The sequence below is a fragment of the Shewanella sp. cp20 genome (assembly GCF_000832025.1).
Lineage (GTDB): Bacteria > Pseudomonadota > Gammaproteobacteria > Enterobacterales > Shewanellaceae > Shewanella.
This window is the reverse complement of record NZ_JPII01000028.1, coordinates 108,588-129,498: the sequence shown is the minus strand read 5'-3', so window position 1 is coordinate 129,498 and position 20,911 is coordinate 108,588. Positions and strand designations below refer to the sequence as shown.

Below are 20,911 nucleotides of genomic sequence, written 5' to 3'. Positions count from 1 at the left end.
TGTGAACCAGCTCCCACAGAAAAGCCGACTTCAGAAATGGGGGTTATGGCCTTAATGGACAAAATTATTTACATAATCGAGCGTACAATGGCTCAGCCGTATGGGCATAGACATACCGACATGGGCAGGGAAGCAATAGAGAGGGGGAAGGGTGGATAGGCCGGGCGATACCCGGCCTACTAATATTGTGTTAGAAGTTTGCCGGCGTCGTGGCGCTGACGATGCGACAAGGCTTATCGAAAGGATTGCGGAACCTGTGGGGCAACTCACTGTTGAAGTAGTAGCTATCGCCCTCGCTGAGCACATAGACTTCATCGCCTATGGTGATCTCCAGTTGGCCCTCGATCACCATGGCCGCCTCTTCACCTTCGTGCTGTAGCATCTCTTCGCCGGTATCAGACCCAGGGGGATAGACCTCGTTCATCACAGACATAGCGCGGTTGGGGTAGTCTCTGCCGATCAACTTGTAGTCCAGGTTGCCATCGCCAATATCCAGCAGCTCGCCAGAGCGGTAGACCACCTTCTGCTCGCTGGGCATGCTCTCCTCGATAGAGAAGAAGTCCACCAGCGACATGGGCAAACCCGACAACACTTTCTTCAGGGAACTCACCGAAGGACTGACGCTGTTCTTCTCGATCATAGAGATGGTGCTGTTGGTCACGCCGGCACGCTTGGCCAACTCGCGTTGCGATAACCCTTTCATTTTACGAACAGCTTTGAGATTTGCGCCTATATCCAAAAAACATCTCCTATTCAACAAGACCCCGGAAGAAACAATTTTCCATACTAGTTTGTATCAAACTAAAAAGCATGTTAAATATAATCAACAGGTGTGAATTATAACCAACTCAAGGGTCAAAAGTATACTTACTCTGGCCAATTTAGTCGAATAACAAGAATAAAACCCTCACTCGGAGCCAAAATGACCACCAAGCGCCCTGTCCACAGTGACCAATATCCCGACTCTTACTATCATGCCACTGCCAATGCCCTGGAAGCTTTACCTCAACTCACCGAACGGATCAGCGCCGATGTCTGCATCGTCGGCGGCGGCTTTAGTGGCATCAATACCGCCATCGAGCTAGCCGAGAAGGGTTTCGACGTCGTCCTGCTCGAGGCGAAGCGGATCGGCTGGGGCGCATCGGGCCGCAACGGCGGCGAGCTGATCCGGGGCATAGGTCATAATGTTGAACAGTTCCGCAACGAGATCGGCTCAGAAGGCGTCGCAGCCATAGAAGAGATGGGCTTCGAGGCGGTCGACATCGTCCGTAAGCGCATCGCGAAACACAATATCGACTGTAACCTACAGATGGGCTATTGCGATCTGGCCACCAAGCCCAGACACATGAAGGAACTCGCCGCCGACTATCAGGAGATGCTGCACCAGGGCCGCGAGGGCTTTAAGCTACTGGAGAAGCACCAGCTTGGCGAGGTGATCGGCTCAGACCTATACTGCGGTGCCCTAGTCGACATGAACAGCGGCCACCTACACCCACTCAACCTTGCTCTGGGCGAGGCCAAGGTGGCGCGTAGCCTGGGCGTTAAGATGTTCGAATACAGCGCCGCCACCAAGATAGTCAAGGGCGATCGCCCCTGCGTGCATACCGAACACGGCCGCGTCGACTGCCGCTATCTGGTGCTCGCCGGTAACGCCTATATCGGCCATGAACTCAACGGCTATGTAGGCGGCAAGGTGCTGCCCGCCGGCAGCTACCTGCTGGCCACCGAGCCGCTCACTCAGGCCCAGTGTGATGCACTGATCCCGCAGAATATGGCGTTCGCCGACATGCGTATCGATCTCGACTACTTCCACCTTTCTCAGGACAACCGCCTGCTATTCGGCGGCCTGTGTACCTATTCGGGCAAAGATCCTAAGGATATTGATGCCGCCCTGCGTCCCAACCTGGAGAAGGTCTTCCCCCAGCTCAAGGGCGTTAAGATAGAGTATGAATGGGGCGGCATGATAGGCATAGGTGCCAACCGCCTGCCGCAGATAGGTAGACTGCCGGATTGCCCGAATATCCTCTACGCCCAGGCCTATGCCGGTCACGGCGTCAATGCCACCCATATGGCGGCCAGGCTTATCGGCGAAGCCCTGACGGCCCAGGCGGAGCGGTTCGATATTTTCGACAGGGTCCAGCACATGACCTTCCCCGGCGGTCCGAGATTCCGCTCACCCATGCTGGCCGCTGGCATGCTGTATCACAGGCTGAAAGACCTGTTTTAGCCTAAAAACTAAAATAAAATAGTCAGCATAAAAAAGGTGCCCTAGGCACCTTTTCTTTTTACTGGAATTAATTTCCCTGCTCTATAGGTAGCTCAGGGTTACTGCCCCAGTCGGCCCAGGAGCCATCATAGAGCACCGCCTTGTCATGTCCCGAGGCCACAGAGGCTAAGATCAGGATACAGGCTGTGATACCCGAGCCGCAGCTGAAGATCCGCTCTGCTTCCTGCTCACCCACCAGCTCTCCTACCAACTGCTCAAACATGGCCTGCAGGTCCTCGACCCGCTTCATCCGATGTTCGCGCAGCAGCTCGCCAAAGGGTAGGTTCAGCGAGCCGGGAATATGACCGCTGCGCACGCCGGGTCTGGGCTCACTGACCTCGCCGGCAAAACGCCCCGCTGCGCGCGCATCCAAGATAACACTATCGCTGCCCAGAGATTCGAGTACGTAGTTGGCATCGCAGATAAGGCCCGACTGATAATCCGCCACATAGGGCACAGACTCTTCATCCAGTACCGGCGTTTGATAACTTTCGCTGGTCATGCGTGCCTCGCCGAGCCACTGGGGCAGGCCGCCATCGAGCACATAGACGTTTTCGTGCCCCATGACCTTAAACATCCACCAGGCTCTGGGTGCGCTATAGATCCCCTGGTTATCGTAGATCACCACCAGGCTGTCTCTGTCGATACCCAGCGCCGTGACACCTTGCTCAAACTGCCCAGGGGTCGGCATGGCATGTAGCTGAGCTGAATCGGTATCGCAAAACACCCGCTCAATATCAAACTTCTGCGCTCTGGGAATACAGATGAACTCATCGTATAAAATGGGTTCCTTGCCCACCACGCTCTGCATACTGGCGTCGAGCAATACCAGATTCGACTCAAACAAATTTGCCTCAAGCCAGGCGGTGGTAACTAACGGGTATTCCAATTCCATAGTGACTCCCAATGTGGGGGCTAATCAACATCTGTCTGGCCCCTCTTATTAATCGTATGACGCTTATCTGTAAAGACAATATACGATGCAAGGGGCTCAGGACAAGTGATACCAATCGTAATAAATAATTGATCATTCTAGCTTGTTAAAACGCTCGACAACTGTATTAGTATTTTTAATTGTAGAATAACTACTTATCTAAAAATCCTGCTTTGTTCTCAAGCGTTTTTCCTGCGCTATTTCTGATCACATACTTATTGTGATTGGTATGACTTATTTGAACCCCGCCAACGGACAGGCATAAAAAAGCCCTTTATGGCTAAAGGGCTATTACTAAAGGGTTATTAATATAAAGCAATGGGGAAAACCCTTTTGTCTGGCAGGCTACTCGCCTATCTCTACAGGGCGATCCAGGTGGCCTTGATCTCAGTGTACTTGTCGAAGGCGTGCAGTGACTTGTCGCGGCCGTTGCCCGACTGCTTATAGCCACCAAAGGGCGCCGTCATATCTCCGCCGTCATAGTGATTGATCCATACCATGCCGCTGCGCAGCGCCTTGGCGGTCTTGTGTGCCTTGCTGATATCTGAGGTCCAGACACCCGCCGCCAGCCCATAGATGGTATCGTTACCGATACGGATCGCCTCCTCCATGCCATCGAAGGTGATCACCGACAAGACAGGGCCGAAGATCTCCTCCTTGGCGATAGTCATCTCGTTCTTCACGTTGGCAAAGATGGTCGGCGCCACATACACGCCGCCTGTCTCGGCCAGCACCTGCTGCCCGCCATGACGCAGCTGCGCCCCCTCGGCCACTCCGGCGCGGATATAGGCAAGTACATTATCCAGCTGCTGCTTATCTACCACGGCGCCACAGGTGGTGGCAGGATCAAGCGGATGCCCCGGCTGCCAGGCCTGCATCTCGGCCTCGATAAGCTTGATAAGCTCATCCTTGACGCCCGATTCCACCAGCAGACGCGAACCTGCGGTGCAGACCTCGCCCTGGTTGAAGGCGATGGCCGATGCCGCCGCAATGGCAGCCTCTTTCAGGTTAGGCGCATCGTTGAAGACGATGTTCGGACTCTTGCCCCCAGCCTCCAGCCAGACGCGCTTCATGTTTGACTCACCAGCATAGATCATCAGCTGCTTGGCGATCTTGGTCGAACCGGTGAAGACCAGGGTATCGACATCCATATGTAGCGCCAGCGCCTTACCCACTGTGTGTCCGTAACCTGGCAGCACGTTGAGGACACCCTTGGGGATCCCGGCTTCTATCGCCAACTGCGCCATGCGAATGGCGGTCAGGGGGGATTTCTCTGACGGCTTTAACACCACGCTGTTACCCGTGGCCAGTGCGGGCCCCAGCTTCCAGCACGCCATCAGCAGCGGGAAATTCCAGGGGACGATGGCAGCCACTACGCCGACAGGCTCGCGGGTGATCATGCCTATCTCGTTGTGGGCCGTCGGCGCTATCTCATCATAGATCTTATCCACCGCCTCACCCGACCAACGAATGGCACGGGCCGCCCCCGCCACATCGACGGCGCCGGAATAACGTATGGGCTTACCCATATCCAGCGTTTCTAACAGGGCCAGCTCATCTTTATTGGCCTCGAGGAGTTCGGCAAAGCGTATCATCACCTGTTTGCGTTTCACCGGCGGCAGCTGCGACCAGTCGCCGCGCTCAAACACCTCGCGAGCATTTGCCACCGCGCGGTTAGCATCCACCAGATCGCAGCTGGCCACCTGGGTCAGTACCCTGCCATCGATAGGGCTGATACAGTCGAAGGTGTCATTTGAATCGGCGGCGCAGTATTCGCCATTAATAAATGCCTTGCCCTGAATAACCAGGTTATCCGCCATCTCTTGCCATTGTTCGCGATTTTGTGGAGTACTCATTCTGACCTCTTAACGGGTGATAATTGCTCTAGCATCAATGCTCGATCGCCCTCTCACGCCCTGTACGGCGCAACAGTGCCTGTCCTAGATTACGCTTAACCCTCATTTGATTTCAATATTTTTTACAAAAAGTTATTTTTTGCTATAAATAATGAACAAAAAGCTTTCATGTTCATTATTTCTGACATAGCATAGCGAATATCAACCACTCACTAAAACAACAATTACACAGAACCAGGGTAGATGATATGGAAGATTTCAATAAAGCTGACCAGCAGGCCACAGGCACACTGGAACACTATTGGATGCCTTTTACCGCCAATAGACAGTTTAAGCAGAGTCCCCGCCTCCTCGCGCAGGCCGAAGGGATGTACTACAAGGATGTCAATGGCCGCCCCGTCCTCGATGGCACGGCCGGTCTCTGGTGCTGTAATGCCGGACACGGCCGCAGGGCGATCTCTGAGGCGGTCAGCAAACAGATCCACGAGATGGACTATGCCCCCTCTTTCCAAATGGGTCACCCACTGGCGTTCGAACTGGCCGAGCGTCTGGCCGCCATCGCCCCCAAGGGGATCAACAAGGTATTCTTTACCAACTCAGGCTCTGAGTCTGTCGACACGGCGCTGAAGATTGCCCTTAACTACCACAGGGCCCGCGGTGAGGCCACCCGTACCCGCTTCATCGGCCGAGAACTTGGCTACCATGGCGTTGGCTTCGGCGGCATATCGGTCGGCGGCATCGGCGGCAATCGCCGCACCTTCAGCCAGCAGCTACTGCAGGGGGTGGATCATCTTCCCCACACCCTGGATATCCAGCAAAACGCCTTCTGTAAGGGCCTGCCGGAAACCGGCGCCGAGAAGGCCGAGGTACTTGAGCAACTCATCACCCTACACGGCGCCGAGAATATCGCCGCGGTGATCGTCGAGCCAATGTCGGGCTCGGCCGGGGTCATTCTGCCGCCCCAAGGCTATCTCAAGCGTTTGCGTGAAATTACCCGCAAACACGGCATCCTCCTGATCTTCGATGAGGTGATCACCGGCTTTGGCCGCGTGGGCGACGCCTTCGCCAGCCAGCGCTGGGAGGTGACGCCAGATATGATCACCACCGCCAAGGCGCTTAACAACGGCACCATCCCCATGGGCGCCGTGCTGATCGACGATGCCATCTATGATGCCAGCATGGACGCCCCCGAAGGCGCCATCGAGCTCTATCACGGCTACACCTACTCGGGTCACCCGGTCGCCGCAGCTGCGGCGCTCGCCACTCTGGAGATCTATCAGCAAGAGAGGCTGTTTGAGCGCACCAAGTCGCTGGAAGGCTACTTCGAGCGTGCGGTGCACAGCCTCAAGGGACTGCCGAATCTTATCGACATACGCAACACAGGCCTGGTGGCGGGAATCCAGTTCAGCCCGAGCGATAAGGGCATAGGCAAGCGAGGCTTCGGCATCTTCGAGACCTGTTTCAAGAATGGCACCCTGGTCAGGGCCACCGCCGACACCATCGCCCTGTCGCCACCTTTGATTGTCGACGAGGCTCAAATCGATCAGATGGTCAACACCCTAAGCGATGCCATCACCACAGTTGGCTAATTCAGAATAACCAGAACACATTAGAGATTTTGCAGGGAATTTACGCGCTATGCAGCAGATAAACCACTACATCAACGGCCAGCACACCCAGGCGAGTGCCCGCTGCGCCGCCGTCTTCGAACCCGCCACCGGCGAGCACAAGGCCAACGTCTCTCTGGCCAGCGCCGTCGAGGTGGATGCAGCCATCGAGCTGGCCAAGAAGGCCCATGGCCCCTGGTCTGAGATGACGCCCCTAAACCGCGCCCGTATTCTGTTCAAGTTCAAGGCACTGGTCGAGGCCAACATGGACGAGCTGGCCGCCATGATCACCCGTGAACACGGCAAGGTGCTCGACGATGCCAAGGGCGAGATCATTCGCGGCCTGGAGGTGGTGGAATTTGCCTGTGGCATTCCCCACCTGCTCAAGGGCGAACACACAGAGCAGGTCGGCGGCGGCGTCGATGCCTGGACACTCAACCAGTCTCTGGGGGTCGTGGCGGGCATAGCCCCCTTCAACTTCCCGGTCATGGTGCCAATGTGGATGTTCCCCATCGCCATCGCCGCGGGCAATACCTTCATCATGAAGCCATCGGAGAAAGATCCCACCTCTGTGATGCGCATGGCCGAACTCCTCACCGAAGCCGGCCTACCAGAAGGCGTGTTCAACGTGGTCAACGGCGACAAGGAAGCGGTCGATGCCCTGCTGACTCACAAGGATATTCAGGCGGTGAGCTTCGTCGGTTCGACGCCAATTGCCGAATATATTTACCAGACCGCGGCCGCACACGGTAAGCGCGTGCAGGCGCTGGGCGGCGCCAAGAACCACATGCTGTTGATGCCAGACGCGGATCTGGATCAGGCGGTCAGCGCCCTGATGGGCGCCGCCTATGGCAGCGCCGGTGAGCGCTGCATGGCGATCTCTGTGGCTCTCGCTGTCGGTGATGTGGGCGATGCTCTGGTAGAGAAGCTCCTGCCACAGATCCAGGCACTCAAGGTCGGTAACGGCCTAGAGGGTGAGATGGAGATGGGGCCGCTGATCTCCGCCCAGCATCTGGCGAAGGTGCGCTCCTATGTGGACACAGGCGTGAGTGAAGGCGCGACCCTGCTGGCCGATGGCCGTCAACTGAGCGTAGCCGATCATGAACAGGGCTACTTCCTTGGTGGCTGCCTGTTTGACCACGTCACGCCTGAGATGACTATCTATAAGGAGGAGATCTTCGGTCCCGTGTTGGCCATCGTCCGCGTCAAGGATTACACCGAGGCACTGACGCTGATCAATGAGCACGAGTTTGGTAACGGCACCGCCATCTTTACCCAGAGCGGCGAGGCCGCCAGACACTTCTGCCACCATGTACAGGTTGGCATGGTCGGGGTCAACGTACCTATCCCAGTGCCTATGGCCTTCCATAGTTTCGGCGGCTGGAAACGCTCCCTGTTCGGCCCGCTGCACATGCATGGCCCGGATGGCGTGCGCTTCTACACCAAGCGCAAGGCGATCACCGCCCGCTGGCCTAAGGGTAACAGCGGCCAGGCAGAATTTGTGATGCCTACCATGAAATAAACTAAGCTTAGGGCGCCGCGCTGCGCCTTAAGTCTATCTGTATTTTGGAGCCGACATGACACAGACGATCGATGCCATCATCAACTTTGGCCAGCATAAGGTTAAGGCGGAACACTATGAGGTGGCACAGGAAAAGATCCTCAGCGGGGATCCCAAGCAGCAGCTGGAAAATCATTACTCCAGTCCCTGCGATCAATTTCACGCCGGAATTTGGCAGGGCCAGGTCGGCAGTTGGAAGGTCAACTACAGCGAACATGAATATTGCGAGATCTTATCGGGCAGCAGCGAGATCATTGATGAAGCAGGCAAGAGCCTGACGGTCACCAAAGGCGATCGCTTCGTCATCCCCGCCGGCTTTAAGGGCGTATGGAAAGTGCTGCAGGAGTGCCGCAAGGTTTACGTCGTATTTGAGCAAAAATAAAGAAAATCATTGCCATGTCGTCTCAGCTGTTTAGCTGTTGTTTGGCTTAATCTGATCTATGTAGCTCGCTATGTGGATCGGTGTCAACCAAGTGAAATGGAGAAACCACCGTGTATAAAAAATTTAATAAGAAACGGATAGCCCAGCTAGCTGGCTTAACCTTGGCAACCGCGCTAATAACACCTTTGGCACAGGCCGAAGTCTCGGGAGAAATTGGCGTCACCAACGATTACCGCTTCCGCGGTATCTCACAAACCGCAGGCGACTTTGCCGTTCAAGCCAGCATAGACTACAGCATGGAAAGTGGTTTCTTCATCGGTGCCTGGGGCAGTAATGTCGATGATGAAAGTTATGATGCCGATGTCGAAGTCGACTTCTACGCCGGTTATGCCGGCGCCTTTGGCGAAGACGATGCGGTAGAATATGACTTCACCCTGACCTACTACACCTATCCCGGCCAAGACGAGAGCACTAAGTATCTCGAAGCCTCACTGGGCTTCTACTTTGCCGACTTCCACTTCGCTCAGTGGTATACCAACGACTATGCCAACGCCGATGTTGCCATGCACTACAGTGAGCTGAATTACTCCTATGAGTTTGCCGAGAACTGGAGCATCGATGCACACGTGGGCTATAACTATGGCGACGGTGCCGATCTGGACTGGGGTGAGAACTATGTCGATTACTCTATCGGCGTATCCACCGAGGTGGCTGGTGTCGGCCTGTCATTGGCCTGGTTGGACACTAACCTGAGCAGCGACAACGAGATCAGCGATGGCCCATGGAAGAACGAAGGCACCATACTGGCCACTGCCAGCTACGCCTTCTAACCCCATTTCCTCCCCAACCAAGTGATTGAAAAAAAACCGCCAATATTGGCGGTTTTTTATTATACCAATCACAGTAAATATGTGGTCAGAAATAGCGCAGGAAAAACGCTTGAGAACAAAGCAGGATTTTTAGATAAGTAGTTATTCTACAATTAAAAATACTAATACAGTTATCGAGCGTTTTAACAAGCTAGCATGATCAATTATTTATTACGATTGGTATTACAGCTTCAGGCTCTCTCCCCGACGGACGCGCTCGGCCAATCCCCGCCAATAGTTGACTAACTCCTGGTGCGCCTGCGTGCGCTCGGGAAAGGTTTGTGACAACCCTTGAAGTATATTGGCTTGCTGATGGCAGAGTTTTTCCCAGCGGCGGGCATTAGACAGATGCATAGTGTTTTCCTTAACCTGTGATAATCCTTTGGAGAGTATAGCCAGTTTATTAAAATTTGATCTAAGCCGCTAGGAAAAACCCTTAGCTGGGAGTATCTTCAAACTATAACGCTAAGGAGTGACTATGACCGAAACCCTATTTAAAATCGCCTTTATCCTGGTGGGCCTGATTCTGATCTACAAGCTGATCTTCTCGGGTAAACGCGGCCTGACCCTCTTTGAGATGCATTTTAAAGATGGCCGGCTCATCTCCCACAAGGGCAAGATACCAGAGAAGTTTCAGCGGGAATGTAAATCGATTGCCAAGAGTGAAAAACTGACCTGTGTCGTGCGCGCCGAGAAGAGCGGCAGCGTCAGGCTGCATGTGTCGGCCAATGTCAGCGATGCCATCATTCAGCGTATCCGCAACCAATTTCCTTTCGAATACTACGACAAGAAAACCGTCGATAATTCGCGTCAGGCTGGCTAGGGCTGCATTTCACGAATCATAAGCTCTGGCCGCCGTTAATCCTTGTTCAGGCGGCCATCTTGCTTGGCATCATCTATGATGCGCTGATTGTCCTGTGACATGGGATCTTTCACTATTAGAGGATCCCCTTCTGGCTCTGCCTCAGTCGTCACACTCATGCTTATTCCGCTCGAGCAGGCACTCAAGCCGAGTGCAATGAGCAATATCCACTTATTCATCTTTGCTACCCGCGCTTGCATTATCGCCTGCAAAGTATTCCAGCGCCCACACCAGGCCGATCCCCACCAACATGGCACCAATCGCCAGACCAAGCTGCGCCGGCTGCCCGGTTAGCTGCTCGAAACTCATAGGAGAGAGGTTCTGCTCCAGCAGCGGCACCTGCTCGCCCGCCGAGTTTTCACGCCAGGTCAGTACCTGCTTCCAGGGCCAGATCTTTCCCAGCGTGCCGAGCATCAGGCCGGTGAGAAAAATCAGCGTCGCATCATGATACTTACGCAGCAGCGCCGACAACAGGTGACTAAACGAGAGCAAACCAGCCACGCAGCCACAGGCAAAGGTCAGAAGAACCGGGATATCCAGGCTCTTGGCCGCGCCCAGCACCGAGGTGTAGAGACCAAGTAGCAAGAGGATGAAACTACCTGAGATCCCCGGCAGCAACATGGCGCAGATGGCAATACTGCCGCCGATGAACACGTTGAGGTAGGTCATCTGCATATCGATGGGGTGCAGCACAGTGATCCCCCAGGCGAAGGCCACCCCGAGGGCAAACAGCAGCAGGCGTCCCATGGAGAATCCCTTCACCTGCTTAAGCATATGCACCACAGAGATGATGATGAGGCCGAAGAAGAAGGACCACACGGGGATCGGCTGAGTATGCAGCAGATAGGTAATCAACTTAGCCAGGGTAAAGATGCTGGTCAGGATGCCGCCAAACACGGCAATGAGGAAAGGCCCATTGATATGCATAAAGGCGGCCTTCACGCCTTGCCGGCGTATGATGCCGATAAGGCTAGGGTTAACCCTGCGTATGCTATCGAGCAGGGGGTCGAGAATACCGGTAATAAAGGCGATGGTGCCCCCGGAAACACCGGGCACCACGTCGGCGGCCCCCATGGCCATTCCTTTGAAATAAGTCAGCAGATATTTCACTCAAGATCCTTAAGTTAATGATTTTCTATGGGCCAAAAGCCTCAGGGGCCGATTATACGCGCCCAGCACAAACAAAGGAAAATGAAGTTTGCTTTAGACAGGCGATTCGCACCGCTATTGTTAACCGCTTGTTATTGGGCTAGTCTAACAACTCATCAGACCAGATGGGTTTTCTATTAAACCCAGAGCGCTTTCTATTAAGAAAGAACAATTTCAACTAACGAGTAAGCCAATGACTAACAAACCGACAAGAGTGATGGCACTCTACCGCCGCGTGACCAAATGGCCACTCGGCCATAAAATTTTTTCAGTTATGGTGTCTCGCATGGCACCCTACTTCGCTACCGTTAAGCCCCTCATCACAGAGCTCAGACCCAACTACTGCCAGGTGCTGGTACGTAAACGCAAGTCAGTACAAAACCATATCGGCACTGTACACGTGATCGCCATCTGTAATGGCCTGGAGATGGCCATGGGCACCATGGCCGAGGCCTCGATTCCGTCTCACTTACGCTGGATCCCCAAAGGCATGAGCGTCGACTATACCGCCAAGGCCGGCAGCGATATCCGCTGTATCGCCGAGGTGACGCCTGAGCAGTGGGTCGAAGGCGATATGCTGGTATCTGTTACTGCACTGGATGAAAATGACGTAGTGGTAGTCAAGGGGCACATCAAGCTGTGGATCTCCCTCAAGCCAGCCAAGGCTTAGCCGGCAGCAAGCGGCGGTTTTAGGTCGCTTGTTCACACAGCTGAATGATGCAAAATGGCATAATTCCATGAAAATTTGACATTTTTGCCTGAGTCTCTCATGTTAGAGACTGACTCTAATTTGGCAACAGGGACGCGCCATATGACACCAGTATTGAAGACTCTCTCCAGCGGCATTCTCCTATTTGGACACCTCGGCCTTGCCGCAACGGTTTTTGCAAACAGTAATACTAGCCCGCAGCCACAAGGCGCGAAGATACTTGATAAGAAACCCAAGTGTATCGCTACCACCCTAGAGCCCATTACCCTCTCGGTGACCAGCAAGAAGTACCCCAGTGAGACCAAACCACTGGAAAGCGAAGCCTTTGCGGCAGTATTAGCCCAACTCAAACAAGCCGCCACGGAAAAGGGCGCCGAAGCCATACTGCTTACCCAGGTGAGCAACCATATCCTCAGCAAGGTGAAACAGAAAAAACTGTCTCAACGCTCCACCCAAGAGACGGTTAAGACTTACCAACTACGCACTCAACTGGAGGCCGAACTCTATCAGCTATGCGAGGATGACAAGAGCCTATCCAATGAGTCTGCAGCTTACGACAGCAAAGGCTACGAGATCCGCAAGTCGAATTTTGAATACACCTTCGAGCCGATCATGCCCAAGTCCGCAGCTAAGATTGCAGCGGCCAAGACACTGCCTCCGGCCATAGTATCGTTAGACAATGGGGTCTATGGCGCAAAACTCGGCATGAGTCCCGAAGAGCTCTACGAATTACTGGGACCCGCAAGCATAGAGTTACCGCTTTCGGCACTAGATTTTGCCTGGGGTTACGGCAGACAGCTCTGGTTTGTGTTTACCAACCAACTTCTCAGTGCCATTTCCACCGACTTCAGCCCAATGAACAATACAGGTCTGAATCTTATCGAATATCGCGACGGATTCGATGGTGCTCCCTGGTTAATTAACGGCAAGCTAGGCTACCGCGCGCCCTTCTCTCAGGTGCGCCAATCTCTGGGCGCCAACCAAGCAAGGCTACAGGGTGACCAACTCAAACTGAGTGACGGCAATCGTCGCCTCACGCTGAGCTTTGACACCTTTCACCAGGGCAGCGAAGCAACGCCTGAATCCCAGTTAACCGGTTTCAGCCTCTATCAAGACAAGACAAAGCTGGCGTTACAAGGCAAACAACCCGGCAAGAAAGCACTGTCGCCGCTGCTCAAGCAGCTCACGCCTTCCTATTCCGGCGAGCGGCCTAAGCTGCAGCAGTTGCAGAAAACCTACCCCTCCATGGCTAAGCTAGCTATCTCGAATGATGGTGAGTGGTGGCTGCTGGGCAACCATCTACAACTCAAGTTCGATGGCGACACCTTACATAGGGTTAGACTGGCTTCAGGCATCTACCCACAAGCAGACGATGCGGATCTCGCCGTGCTATGCGATAAGATGGCGGTTCCATCGCAAAAAGATAAGCTGCTTGCGCAATTCGAACAGGCTAACGATGAATTCGACAGCGTCGATATTTATGAAAAAAACTTTTCTCTGGTGGCGAAATATGACTCTTATGATGACGACGCGACGCTATACGAACTGGAGATCACCTATTTCTAAGTGATATAAAGTCCATTGCCCAAATAAACGCAAGAGCATCAATGAGACAGATTCGTCCTAACAGTCACAGTGCACCGCCTAGGCATAGCGCAAAACCTAGTCAAAGCGCAAAGCCTAGGCAAAGCGTAAGCGGGCCAGGAAAAACAACAGGCTCCAAGGCATCAGGCTCCAAGCGCCCTCATGGGGGAAAGATCAGACAAAAAGGGACGAGATGGACCCTAGCCGATAAACTACGCCTCCTGCTGATGATGGCACTGTTTCTCGGCCTACTACTTGCCAGCCTGTTGCAACGACTACCAATAGCAGTCTTCATCTATTACGTCGTCATAAGCCTCATCACATTTACCAGCTACGCCATCGATAAACGCGCCGCCAGGCAAGACACCTGGCGCATTAAAGAGAGTCGCCTGCATTGGTTATCCCTACTGGGTGGATGGCCGGGCGCCATGCTGGGCCAGCAGCACCTGAGGCACAAGTCCAGCAAGCGGGCTTTTCGTTTGGTGCTCTGGTTGACCGTCATCATCAACCTCAGCCTGTTAGGCGCCGTAATTTCTCCCCAGGGACAGGCCTTGCTGACACGGCTCGGGGGGTACTAGCCTGACAGCGCCATGTTTGTGCTACGCGTTTACCCAAGGGGCGCAATTGGCTATGATGAAGGCCGCACTTTTTCAGGAAAATCAATGATGAGAATGATATTAGCAGTCGTAGTGATCGCCGGCGTGTTGTTTTACTTCTTTACCAGTATGAATAACCAGAAGGCGGCTAAGGAAAACATCGCCAAGGGCGAGGCGTTTTTAGCCCAGAACAAGACTCAGGAAGGTGTTATCGAGACCGCCTCTGGGCTCCAATATCAGGTACTGGCAGAGGGCGACGGCAGCGTTCATCCCAAGGCCAGCGATACTGTGACGGTGCATTATCATGGCACGCTGATCGACGGCACTGTGTTTGACAGCTCGGTCGAGCGCGGCGAACCCATCGCCTTCCCACTCAATCGCGTCATCAAGGGCTGGACCGAAGGGGTACAGCTGATGGTCGAAGGCGAAAAGACCCGCTTCTTTATTCCGAGCAGCCTAGCCTATGGCAATCGCAGCGCAGGTAAGATCCCCGGCGGCTCTGTGCTTGTCTTCGATGTGGAGCTGATCAGTATAGATAAATAATGCCTATACGCTGACAGCATAAAAAAACGCGCCCTAGGGCGCGTTTTTAGTTTCATACCAATCACAGTAAGTTCGTGATCAAAAATAGCGTTTTAACAAGCTAGCATGATCAATTATTTATTACGATTGCCATCAATATCCGAAGGGATTGTCGATAGAGTGAGCAGGCTGGGTAAACCATTTGGGGCCATTCTCAGTCATGTAGAAGTGATCCTCGTGACGCACCCCAAATTCGCCCGGCACACACAGCATGGGCTCGTTACTGAAACACATGCCCGGCGCCAGCGGTGTGTGATCATTCAACACCAGATAGGGCCATTCGTGAATATCTAGCCCTATGCCATGCCCCGTCCTGTGAGGCAGTCCTGGCAGCGCATAGCCGGGGCCGAAGCCCGCCTGTTCAATCACATCGCGCGCGGCGCGATCCACACTCGAGCATGGCGCGCCCACCTTGGCCGCCTCGAAGGCCGCCAGCTGGGCATCTTGTTCCAGCTGCCAAAGCTGACGCTGACGCTCGCTCGGCGTGCCGTATACATAAGTGCGGGTAACATCCGAGTTGTAACCATGGAGCTGACAGCCGGTGTCAATCAACACGGTATCGTTAAGCTCCAGCGTCTTGGGCGACTTGACCCCGTGAGGATAGGCCGAGTCTTCCCCAAAGAGTACGATGCAGAAATAGGAACCCGCCGGGGCCCCCACAGCTTTGTGAGCCTGGTGAATAAAGCTCTCCACCTCACCGACGGTGATCCCGTCACGCAGGATACGCGCGGCGGCCTTGTGCACCTCCAGAGTCATATCCTTGGCACGCTGTAGCAGTGCCAGCTCAGTCTCAGACTTGATCATGCGACAAGCCGCCGTCACCGCCTTACCATTGACAAATTCAAGAGCCGGCGCCAGTTGACGCACGCCATCGAAGATGAAAAACGCCGCCGACTCATCCATCGCCAGCTTCCCCTGGCTAATGCCTAGCTCACCCAGGCGCTTAACGAAAAGCGCATAGGGACTCTCATCCTCATGCCAGCAGTTAACCCGCCCCTCGATCACCATGTAGCCCTTGAGGGTGTCTAGCTCGAACGCCGGCGCGATATATTCCAGCTCACCCTCGGCCGGCAAAATAGCCCCCACCATACGCTCGCTGGCGTACCAACGTGTGCCGGTGAAGTAGTAGAGGTTAGTGCCCGCATTAAGATAGATAGCAGCGATCCCCTGCTGACGCATCAGCTGCTGCGCCTTGTCGATACGCGCCCTGTATTCTTGCGCCGTGATCCCTTCGACCCCTTGGGTCATATCAGACAGCTTGGCCAGCTCCAGCTCGGGGCTCGAACCGCCCACGCCCACAGTGGCAATCTCACTCGTGGTATTTACACTCATAGTTAACACCTTTGACGGCAGTCTGAGAGGCATACCCGCAACCACCGTGGAAAAGAATAATGACAGGCAGCCTTTTTAGCATAATGTATACAAAAAAGCAGTAGCTAGCAGAAAGAAAAATCTTCAAGGTGCGCCGAAACTCGCCAATCAGCTTGGCGTGAAAGTCTTTAGCGTTAAGGGAGCCCTTAGCGTTTTGGGAAGCCCTTAGCCTGATTAAGGGCCATTAGCATGTAAACAAACTTGGCGCCGCCGGGATAAGCGTTCACTCTCGATAAAACTTATTTTTACAGAGTAATAGATAAAAGTCTGGCAGGCTTATAAGGCCAAACGCTTACTCGCCGTGCAGAGCATGCTTAGCCAGCAGCACCTTGAGGCCACGACACACCAGAGTCTCCATATCGTCTACCCGGGCGATATTCACATCACCGAGTGGCGAGGTTAAGGCCAGTTGTTTCAGAGACTCGACACAGCCCTTGTAATAGTCGGGTTGGTTCATCATGGAGCCCGCAAGCCAGATTCGATTTGGATTTAGCAGGTTGATGGTCCAGGCAATCCCCATTCCCAGGTAGCTGCCGGCGCGATAGAGCTCCTGCGGACTCTTGAGGCCGCGTATCCTAATCGACTCGCCACTGGCCAGCTGCTCCAGGCTGTACTCCCCCCCTTCGGTCATCACCCGGCAATGACCGAGTTCACCGGCGACGCCGCCGGCACCGAGAAAAGGCTCGCCCTTGATGGCGATCGCCATGCCTATGCCAGCGCCGCTCATCAAGAGCAGCTCACAGGCGTTTTTGGTCTCGCATACCGCCAGCATGCCGGCATCGATATCATTATGGAGCAGGCTAAAACGCGCCCGTGTCTTGAGCTGTGCCAGCGACAGGCCGTTGAGCTTAGGCGCCGCCTTACAGGCGATGAGTGTGTCTTGCTTCACCAACCCGGGCACCGCCACCCCAAGGGCATAGTCACTCAGGTCGTAGTCGGCTTCGATATCGGCGATATGGCCATTGAGATCGTCCAGGGTAAAGTGCTCACCCGTCGCTATCTTATACTGCTCGGTGCGCCCCTGGGTCTCAATTTCGAACAGGGCGGTCGTCGCGCCAATATCTATGGTCAGGGATTGCATATCGAGCTCCGTAGCCGCCTCGCTCATTGCAGCAAGACGCTTCTCGATGCCATGAGTAGAGAGAGTTGTGTATCGCTAAATTTTATCACAAAAAGTATCGGCTGATACTATATAAAATTCGACTAACACTTTGCTTTGATTGAATTTCCATCAAAGGCTATCAGGTTTCATCCACTTTCTGTTGCCCTGCCAGCTTCAGCGGCACCCTGCCCCAGGCCATCAACAGCAGATGTATCGCCAACAGAGGGATACAGGTGAGCAACATCACCTCCCAGCCTAACCAGTGCAATACCCAGCCGGCGCTCAAGGAGGCGATCGCCTGGGAGCCGAAGACGAAGGCATCGTTAAAGGCCTGAACCTTAAAACGTTCTTCGCTGTGATAATGACGAGGCAACAAGACGGTGCCGGCGACAAACAACAGGTTCCAGCCGATCCCCAAGAGCACCAGGGCCGTCCAGTAGTTAAGCAACTCGCGCCCGAGCAAGGCCACCGTGATGGTCACGCCATAGGCCGCCAGCCCCACCAGCATCATGCGGCTGGTGCCAAACTTGGCCACCAGGTATCCGCTAAACAACGAGGGAAAATACATTGCGATGATATGGCTCTGGATCACCCACTTGGTATCGGCCAGGGAATAGTGCTCCATATGATGCATGTGCAGCGGCGTCGCCGTCATGATGAAACTCATCATGCCATAGCCTATGGTGGCGGCGCCGATGGCGGTCCAGATAGCGGGCTGCAGCAAGATGTTGCCAAGGGGGCGCACGCCTTGATGCGAGGTCACATGAGCGGGCCTGTCCTGATCATTATCCTGATAGAAACAGAGCACCAGCCCCGCCATCAGGCAGACACAGATCAGAAACAGAAAGGCCCCCACGTGGGGCGTAGCGAACAGGTTCTCACCCATGACCGCAAGCTCAGGCCCCACGATGGCGGCCACCAATCCACCGACTAGGACCCGTGAGGCCGCCTTGGCGCTATCGAGCGCTTCCACCGACTCCATAGCGGCAAAGCGGTATTGCTGCACTATCGCCCCGGCGGCACCAAGCAGTAGCCCACTGAGGCAGAAAGGCACAAAAAGCTTTGCCTGGGTCGCAAAGGCCGCCAGAGCACCGGCACAGGCCCCCAGGCCCGTCCCCAGCAGAAAGATCTTCTTACGGCCGAAGCGGCGCATCAAACGGCTAACTGGCACTACTGAGACAGCCACCCCAATCACCATGATGGCTATCGGCAGGGTTGCCAGGGCGGGTGTTGGCGCAAGTTCGGCGCCAATCAGGCCACCGAGCAACATCATCATGGGGGTCGCACTCATGGCAAAGGCCTGGGCCAGGGTTAACACCCATACATTTCTAGGCATAAAATTAATCACAAATGTTTTACTTACGAGCAAAATACTGACTCATGACGAAATTTACCAGCCTTGAACGCCGTTATTGGGGATTTCATCCCTCCCCTCGCCGCTATCTGATTCAATCGCCTCAATAAATCCTCTCCCTCTGACTCTCATCCCCTCAAACGCTGGTCAGACTTTACGGTGTCGCCCCTAGGCTTTTTCGCGCTTCCCTTCCAACTCCCCCCTTGAGCTGCGATAATCGGCGACAACTCGGCCGTATCTCAATCTGTAGAGACAGAGCCAAGCCTATTCGCTTAACCCCAGAAGGCCACGATTAGATGGCCCCGCAAGTGGGTACTAAAGGAGACTTCATGACATCTGTAACCGCACAACGTCTACACGCCGTAAGAAGCGACATGCTCAGCCAAACACTCGATGCCTTCATCGTCCCGCGGGCCGACGAATATCTGGGCGAATATGTCCCCGAGCGTAATGAAAGACTCCACTGGCTCACAGGTTTTACCGGTTCGGCGGGCATGGCCATAGTGCTCAAACAGCGCGCCGCCATCTTCGTCGATGGTCGCTACACGGTCCAGGTTAAGCAGCAGGTAGACAATAGCCTGTTCGATTATCAGAGCCTGCACGATACCCCACAGATCCCCTGGCTTATCGCCGAGCTAGGTGAAGGCGCCCGCATCGGCTATGATCCACGCCTGCATACCCTGAGCTGGCAGCAGCAGGCCGAGGCTCAGTGTCAGCGCGCCGGCATCGAGCTGGTTGCCGTCCAAGAAAACCCTATCGATCGCCACTGGCAAGAGAGACCCGCCGCATCCAGCGCCCCTATTAGCCTGTTTAGCGAGCAGAGCGCCGGCGTCAGCAGCGCAGTGAAACGTGAGCAGATAGGCGAAGCCGTGGCCGCAGCGGGTGCCGATGTGGCACTGATCAGCGCACTGGACTCCTTCTGCTGGTTACTGAATATTCGCGGCAACGACGTGCCGCGCCTGCCCGTGGTGCTAGGTACCGCCCTGCTGCATAAAAATGGTGAGATGACACTCTTTACCGATCTGACCAAGCTACCAGAGGGAATTCAGGCCCATGTGGGTGACGGCGTCAGCTTCAAGGCCGAGTCTGAACTCGAAGGCGTATTATCTCAGCTCGATGGCGTCAAACTGCTGGCCGACCCTGACAGCGCAAATGCCTGGATGCAGTTAACGGCCCAACAGGCTGGTGCAAGGCTTATCGCCGGTCAAGATCCGGTTGCCCTGCCCAAGGCACAGAAAAACCCGGCTGAGCTTGCCGGGCTCAGTGCTTGCCATGTTCGTGACGGCGTTGCCGTGAGCCGTTTCCTCGCCTGGCTCGACGCTGAAGTGGCGGCAAATCGTCTCTATGACGAAGGCACCCTGGCCGATAAGCTGGAGAGCTTCCGCCTGGAAGATCCTCAGTATCGCGAGCCAAGCTTCGATACCATCTCGGCCACTGGCGCCAACGCGGCCATGTGTCACTACAACCACAACAATGGCACTCCCGCCATGATGACCATGGACAGCATCTATCTGGTGGACTCGGGCGCCCAGTATCTGGATGGCACCACAGACGTCACCCGCACCATCGCCATCGGCGAGGTCACCGACGAGCAGCGCAAGATGGTCACCCTGGTACTCAAGGGCCATATCGCCCTGGATCAGGCCAAATTCCCTAAAGGCACCACGGGTCAGCAGCTCGATGGCTTCGCTCGTCAATATCTGTGGCAACATGGCTTCGATTACGACCATGGTACGGGCCATGGCGTAGGCCACTTCCTCAGCGTACACGAGGGACCGCAGCGAATCGCCAAGAATAGCAATGGCGTCGCCTTGCTGCCGGGCATGGTGGTGTCGAACGAGCCGGGCTACTACCGCGCCGATGCCTTCGGCATCCGCATCGAAAACCTCGTCGCGGTGCAGGCCTGCGAGGCGCTGGCCGGTGCCGAGCGTGAGATCTATGAGTTTCATGCCATCACACTGATCCCCATCGACACCCGCCTGGTCGATAAACAGCTGCTTACGGACGCCGAGGTCAACTGGCTCAACGCCTACCATCAGAGAGTCAGGGAGACCCTGAGCCCGCTGATGCAGGGCGCGGAGCTAGACTGGCTGCTCAAGGCGACTGAGGCCATCTAACCCTTAAAAG

At 54.9% G+C, this 20,911-nt stretch carries 20 protein-coding genes; 11 read left to right on the top strand and 9 right to left on the bottom strand.

Annotated features, from left to right (window positions below):
* Positions 1–190: 190 nt before the first annotated feature.
* Positions 191–739 carry a cupin domain-containing protein gene (locus DB48_RS10780; RefSeq protein WP_041510286.1) on the bottom strand — a complete coding sequence of 183 codons (549 nt, stop codon included), beginning with the start codon at positions 737–739 and terminating at the stop codon, positions 191–193.
* Between the two features lie 183 nt (positions 740–922).
* Between DB48_RS10780 and DB48_RS10775 the strand changes: the two genes are divergently transcribed.
* On the top strand, positions 923–2,227 hold the full coding sequence (locus DB48_RS10775) for an NAD(P)/FAD-dependent oxidoreductase (RefSeq protein ID WP_041510285.1): 1,305 nt from the start codon (positions 923–925) through the stop codon (positions 2,225–2,227).
* A gap of 67 nt (positions 2,228–2,294) precedes the next feature.
* Here DB48_RS10775 and DB48_RS10770 read toward each other — a convergent pair whose 3' ends face one another.
* Together DB48_RS10770 and DB48_RS10765 are read right to left on the bottom strand one after the other, a co-directional pair.
* Positions 2,295–3,155, bottom strand: a complete 861-nt coding sequence (locus DB48_RS10770) for a sulfurtransferase (RefSeq protein WP_041510359.1) — start codon at positions 3,153–3,155, stop codon at positions 2,295–2,297.
* Between the two features lie 404 nt (positions 3,156–3,559).
* Entirely contained in the window at positions 3,560–5,056 is a 1,497-nt protein-coding gene (locus DB48_RS10765; RefSeq protein ID WP_041510284.1) for an aldehyde dehydrogenase, read from the bottom strand.
* Between the two features lie 248 nt (positions 5,057–5,304).
* Between DB48_RS10765 and DB48_RS10760 the strand changes: the two genes are divergently transcribed.
* The 4 genes from DB48_RS10760 to DB48_RS10745 all read left to right on the top strand — a co-directional run bounded on the left by DB48_RS10760 (position 5,305) and on the right by DB48_RS10745 (position 9,436).
* Positions 5,305–6,645, top strand: coding sequence for an aspartate aminotransferase family protein (locus DB48_RS10760; protein WP_041510283.1), 1,341 nt, complete (start codon positions 5,305–5,307; stop codon positions 6,643–6,645).
* Between the two features lie 49 nt (positions 6,646–6,694).
* Complete coding sequence (locus DB48_RS10755; protein ID WP_041510282.1) at positions 6,695–8,185, top strand: CoA-acylating methylmalonate-semialdehyde dehydrogenase; 1,491 nt, start codon at positions 6,695–6,697, stop codon at positions 8,183–8,185.
* 55 nt (positions 8,186–8,240) lie between these two features.
* Positions 8,241–8,606 carry a cupin domain-containing protein gene (locus tag DB48_RS10750; RefSeq protein ID WP_041510281.1) on the top strand — a complete coding sequence of 122 codons (366 nt, stop codon included), beginning with the start codon at positions 8,241–8,243 and terminating at the stop codon, positions 8,604–8,606.
* 110 nt (positions 8,607–8,716) lie between these two features.
* Positions 8,717–9,436 (top strand): TorF family putative porin, encoded by a 720-nt coding sequence (locus DB48_RS10745; RefSeq protein WP_041510280.1) that lies wholly within the window; start codon positions 8,717–8,719, stop codon positions 9,434–9,436.
* A gap of 222 nt (positions 9,437–9,658) precedes the next feature.
* On the opposite strand, the gene DB48_RS20295 is transcribed toward DB48_RS10745, so the two are convergent.
* Positions 9,659–9,829: a hypothetical protein gene (locus tag DB48_RS20295; RefSeq protein WP_200890551.1), complete on the bottom strand. Its 171-nt coding sequence runs from the start codon at positions 9,827–9,829 to the stop codon at positions 9,659–9,661.
* Positions 9,830–9,953: 124 nt separating this feature from the next.
* Between DB48_RS20295 and DB48_RS10740 the strand changes: the two genes are divergently transcribed.
* Positions 9,954–10,298 carry a DUF3634 family protein gene (locus DB48_RS10740; protein ID WP_041510279.1) on the top strand — a complete coding sequence of 115 codons (345 nt, stop codon included), beginning with the start codon at positions 9,954–9,956 and terminating at the stop codon, positions 10,296–10,298.
* A 35-nt stretch (positions 10,299–10,333) separates the two neighbouring features.
* Here the strand turns inward: DB48_RS10740 and DB48_RS20520 are convergent, their stop codons facing one another.
* The gene (locus tag DB48_RS20520; RefSeq protein WP_268747962.1) at positions 10,334–10,456 is read right to left on the bottom strand and encodes a hypothetical protein; all 123 of its coding nucleotides are present in this window, start codon (positions 10,454–10,456) and stop codon (positions 10,334–10,336) included.
* A 52-nt stretch (positions 10,457–10,508) separates the two neighbouring features.
* Positions 10,509–11,447, bottom strand: a complete 939-nt coding sequence (locus DB48_RS10730; RefSeq protein WP_041510277.1) for a DUF368 domain-containing protein — start codon at positions 11,445–11,447, stop codon at positions 10,509–10,511.
* 232 nt (positions 11,448–11,679) lie between these two features.
* Between DB48_RS10730 and DB48_RS10725 the strand changes: the two genes are divergently transcribed.
* From DB48_RS10725 to DB48_RS10710, 4 genes are all read left to right on the top strand, one after another.
* Positions 11,680–12,156, top strand: a complete 477-nt coding sequence (locus DB48_RS10725) for a hotdog fold domain-containing protein (protein ID WP_041510276.1) — start codon at positions 11,680–11,682, stop codon at positions 12,154–12,156.
* 141 nt (positions 12,157–12,297) lie between these two features.
* Positions 12,298–13,761, top strand: coding sequence for a hypothetical protein (locus tag DB48_RS10720; protein ID WP_041510275.1), 1,464 nt, complete (start codon positions 12,298–12,300; stop codon positions 13,759–13,761).
* Between the two features lie 245 nt (positions 13,762–14,006).
* Positions 14,007–14,357 carry a DUF1294 domain-containing protein gene (locus tag DB48_RS20100; protein WP_041510274.1) on the top strand — a complete coding sequence of 117 codons (351 nt, stop codon included), beginning with the start codon at positions 14,007–14,009 and terminating at the stop codon, positions 14,355–14,357.
* Positions 14,358–14,444: 87 nt separating this feature from the next.
* Positions 14,445–14,918, top strand: coding sequence for an FKBP-type peptidyl-prolyl cis-trans isomerase (locus DB48_RS10710; RefSeq protein ID WP_041510358.1), 474 nt, complete (start codon positions 14,445–14,447; stop codon positions 14,916–14,918).
* 132 nt (positions 14,919–15,050) lie between these two features.
* Here the strand turns inward: DB48_RS10710 and DB48_RS10705 are convergent, their stop codons facing one another.
* The 3 genes from DB48_RS10705 to DB48_RS10695 form a co-directional block, all read right to left on the bottom strand.
* Entirely contained in the window at positions 15,051–16,289 is a 1,239-nt protein-coding gene (locus DB48_RS10705) for a M24 family metallopeptidase (protein WP_041510273.1), read from the bottom strand.
* Between the two features lie 331 nt (positions 16,290–16,620).
* Positions 16,621–17,409, bottom strand: coding sequence for an ROK family protein (locus tag DB48_RS10700; protein ID WP_041510357.1), 789 nt, complete (start codon positions 17,407–17,409; stop codon positions 16,621–16,623).
* Between the two features lie 160 nt (positions 17,410–17,569).
* Entirely contained in the window at positions 17,570–18,766 is a 1,197-nt protein-coding gene (locus tag DB48_RS10695; RefSeq protein ID WP_041510356.1) for an MFS transporter, read from the bottom strand.
* Positions 18,767–19,113: 347 nt separating this feature from the next.
* Here DB48_RS10695 and DB48_RS10690 point away from each other — a divergent pair, with 347 nt between their 5' ends.
* Positions 19,114–20,901, top strand: a complete 1,788-nt coding sequence (locus DB48_RS10690) for an aminopeptidase P family protein (protein WP_041510272.1) — start codon at positions 19,114–19,116, stop codon at positions 20,899–20,901.
* The last annotated feature ends 10 nt before the right edge of the window (positions 20,902–20,911 follow it).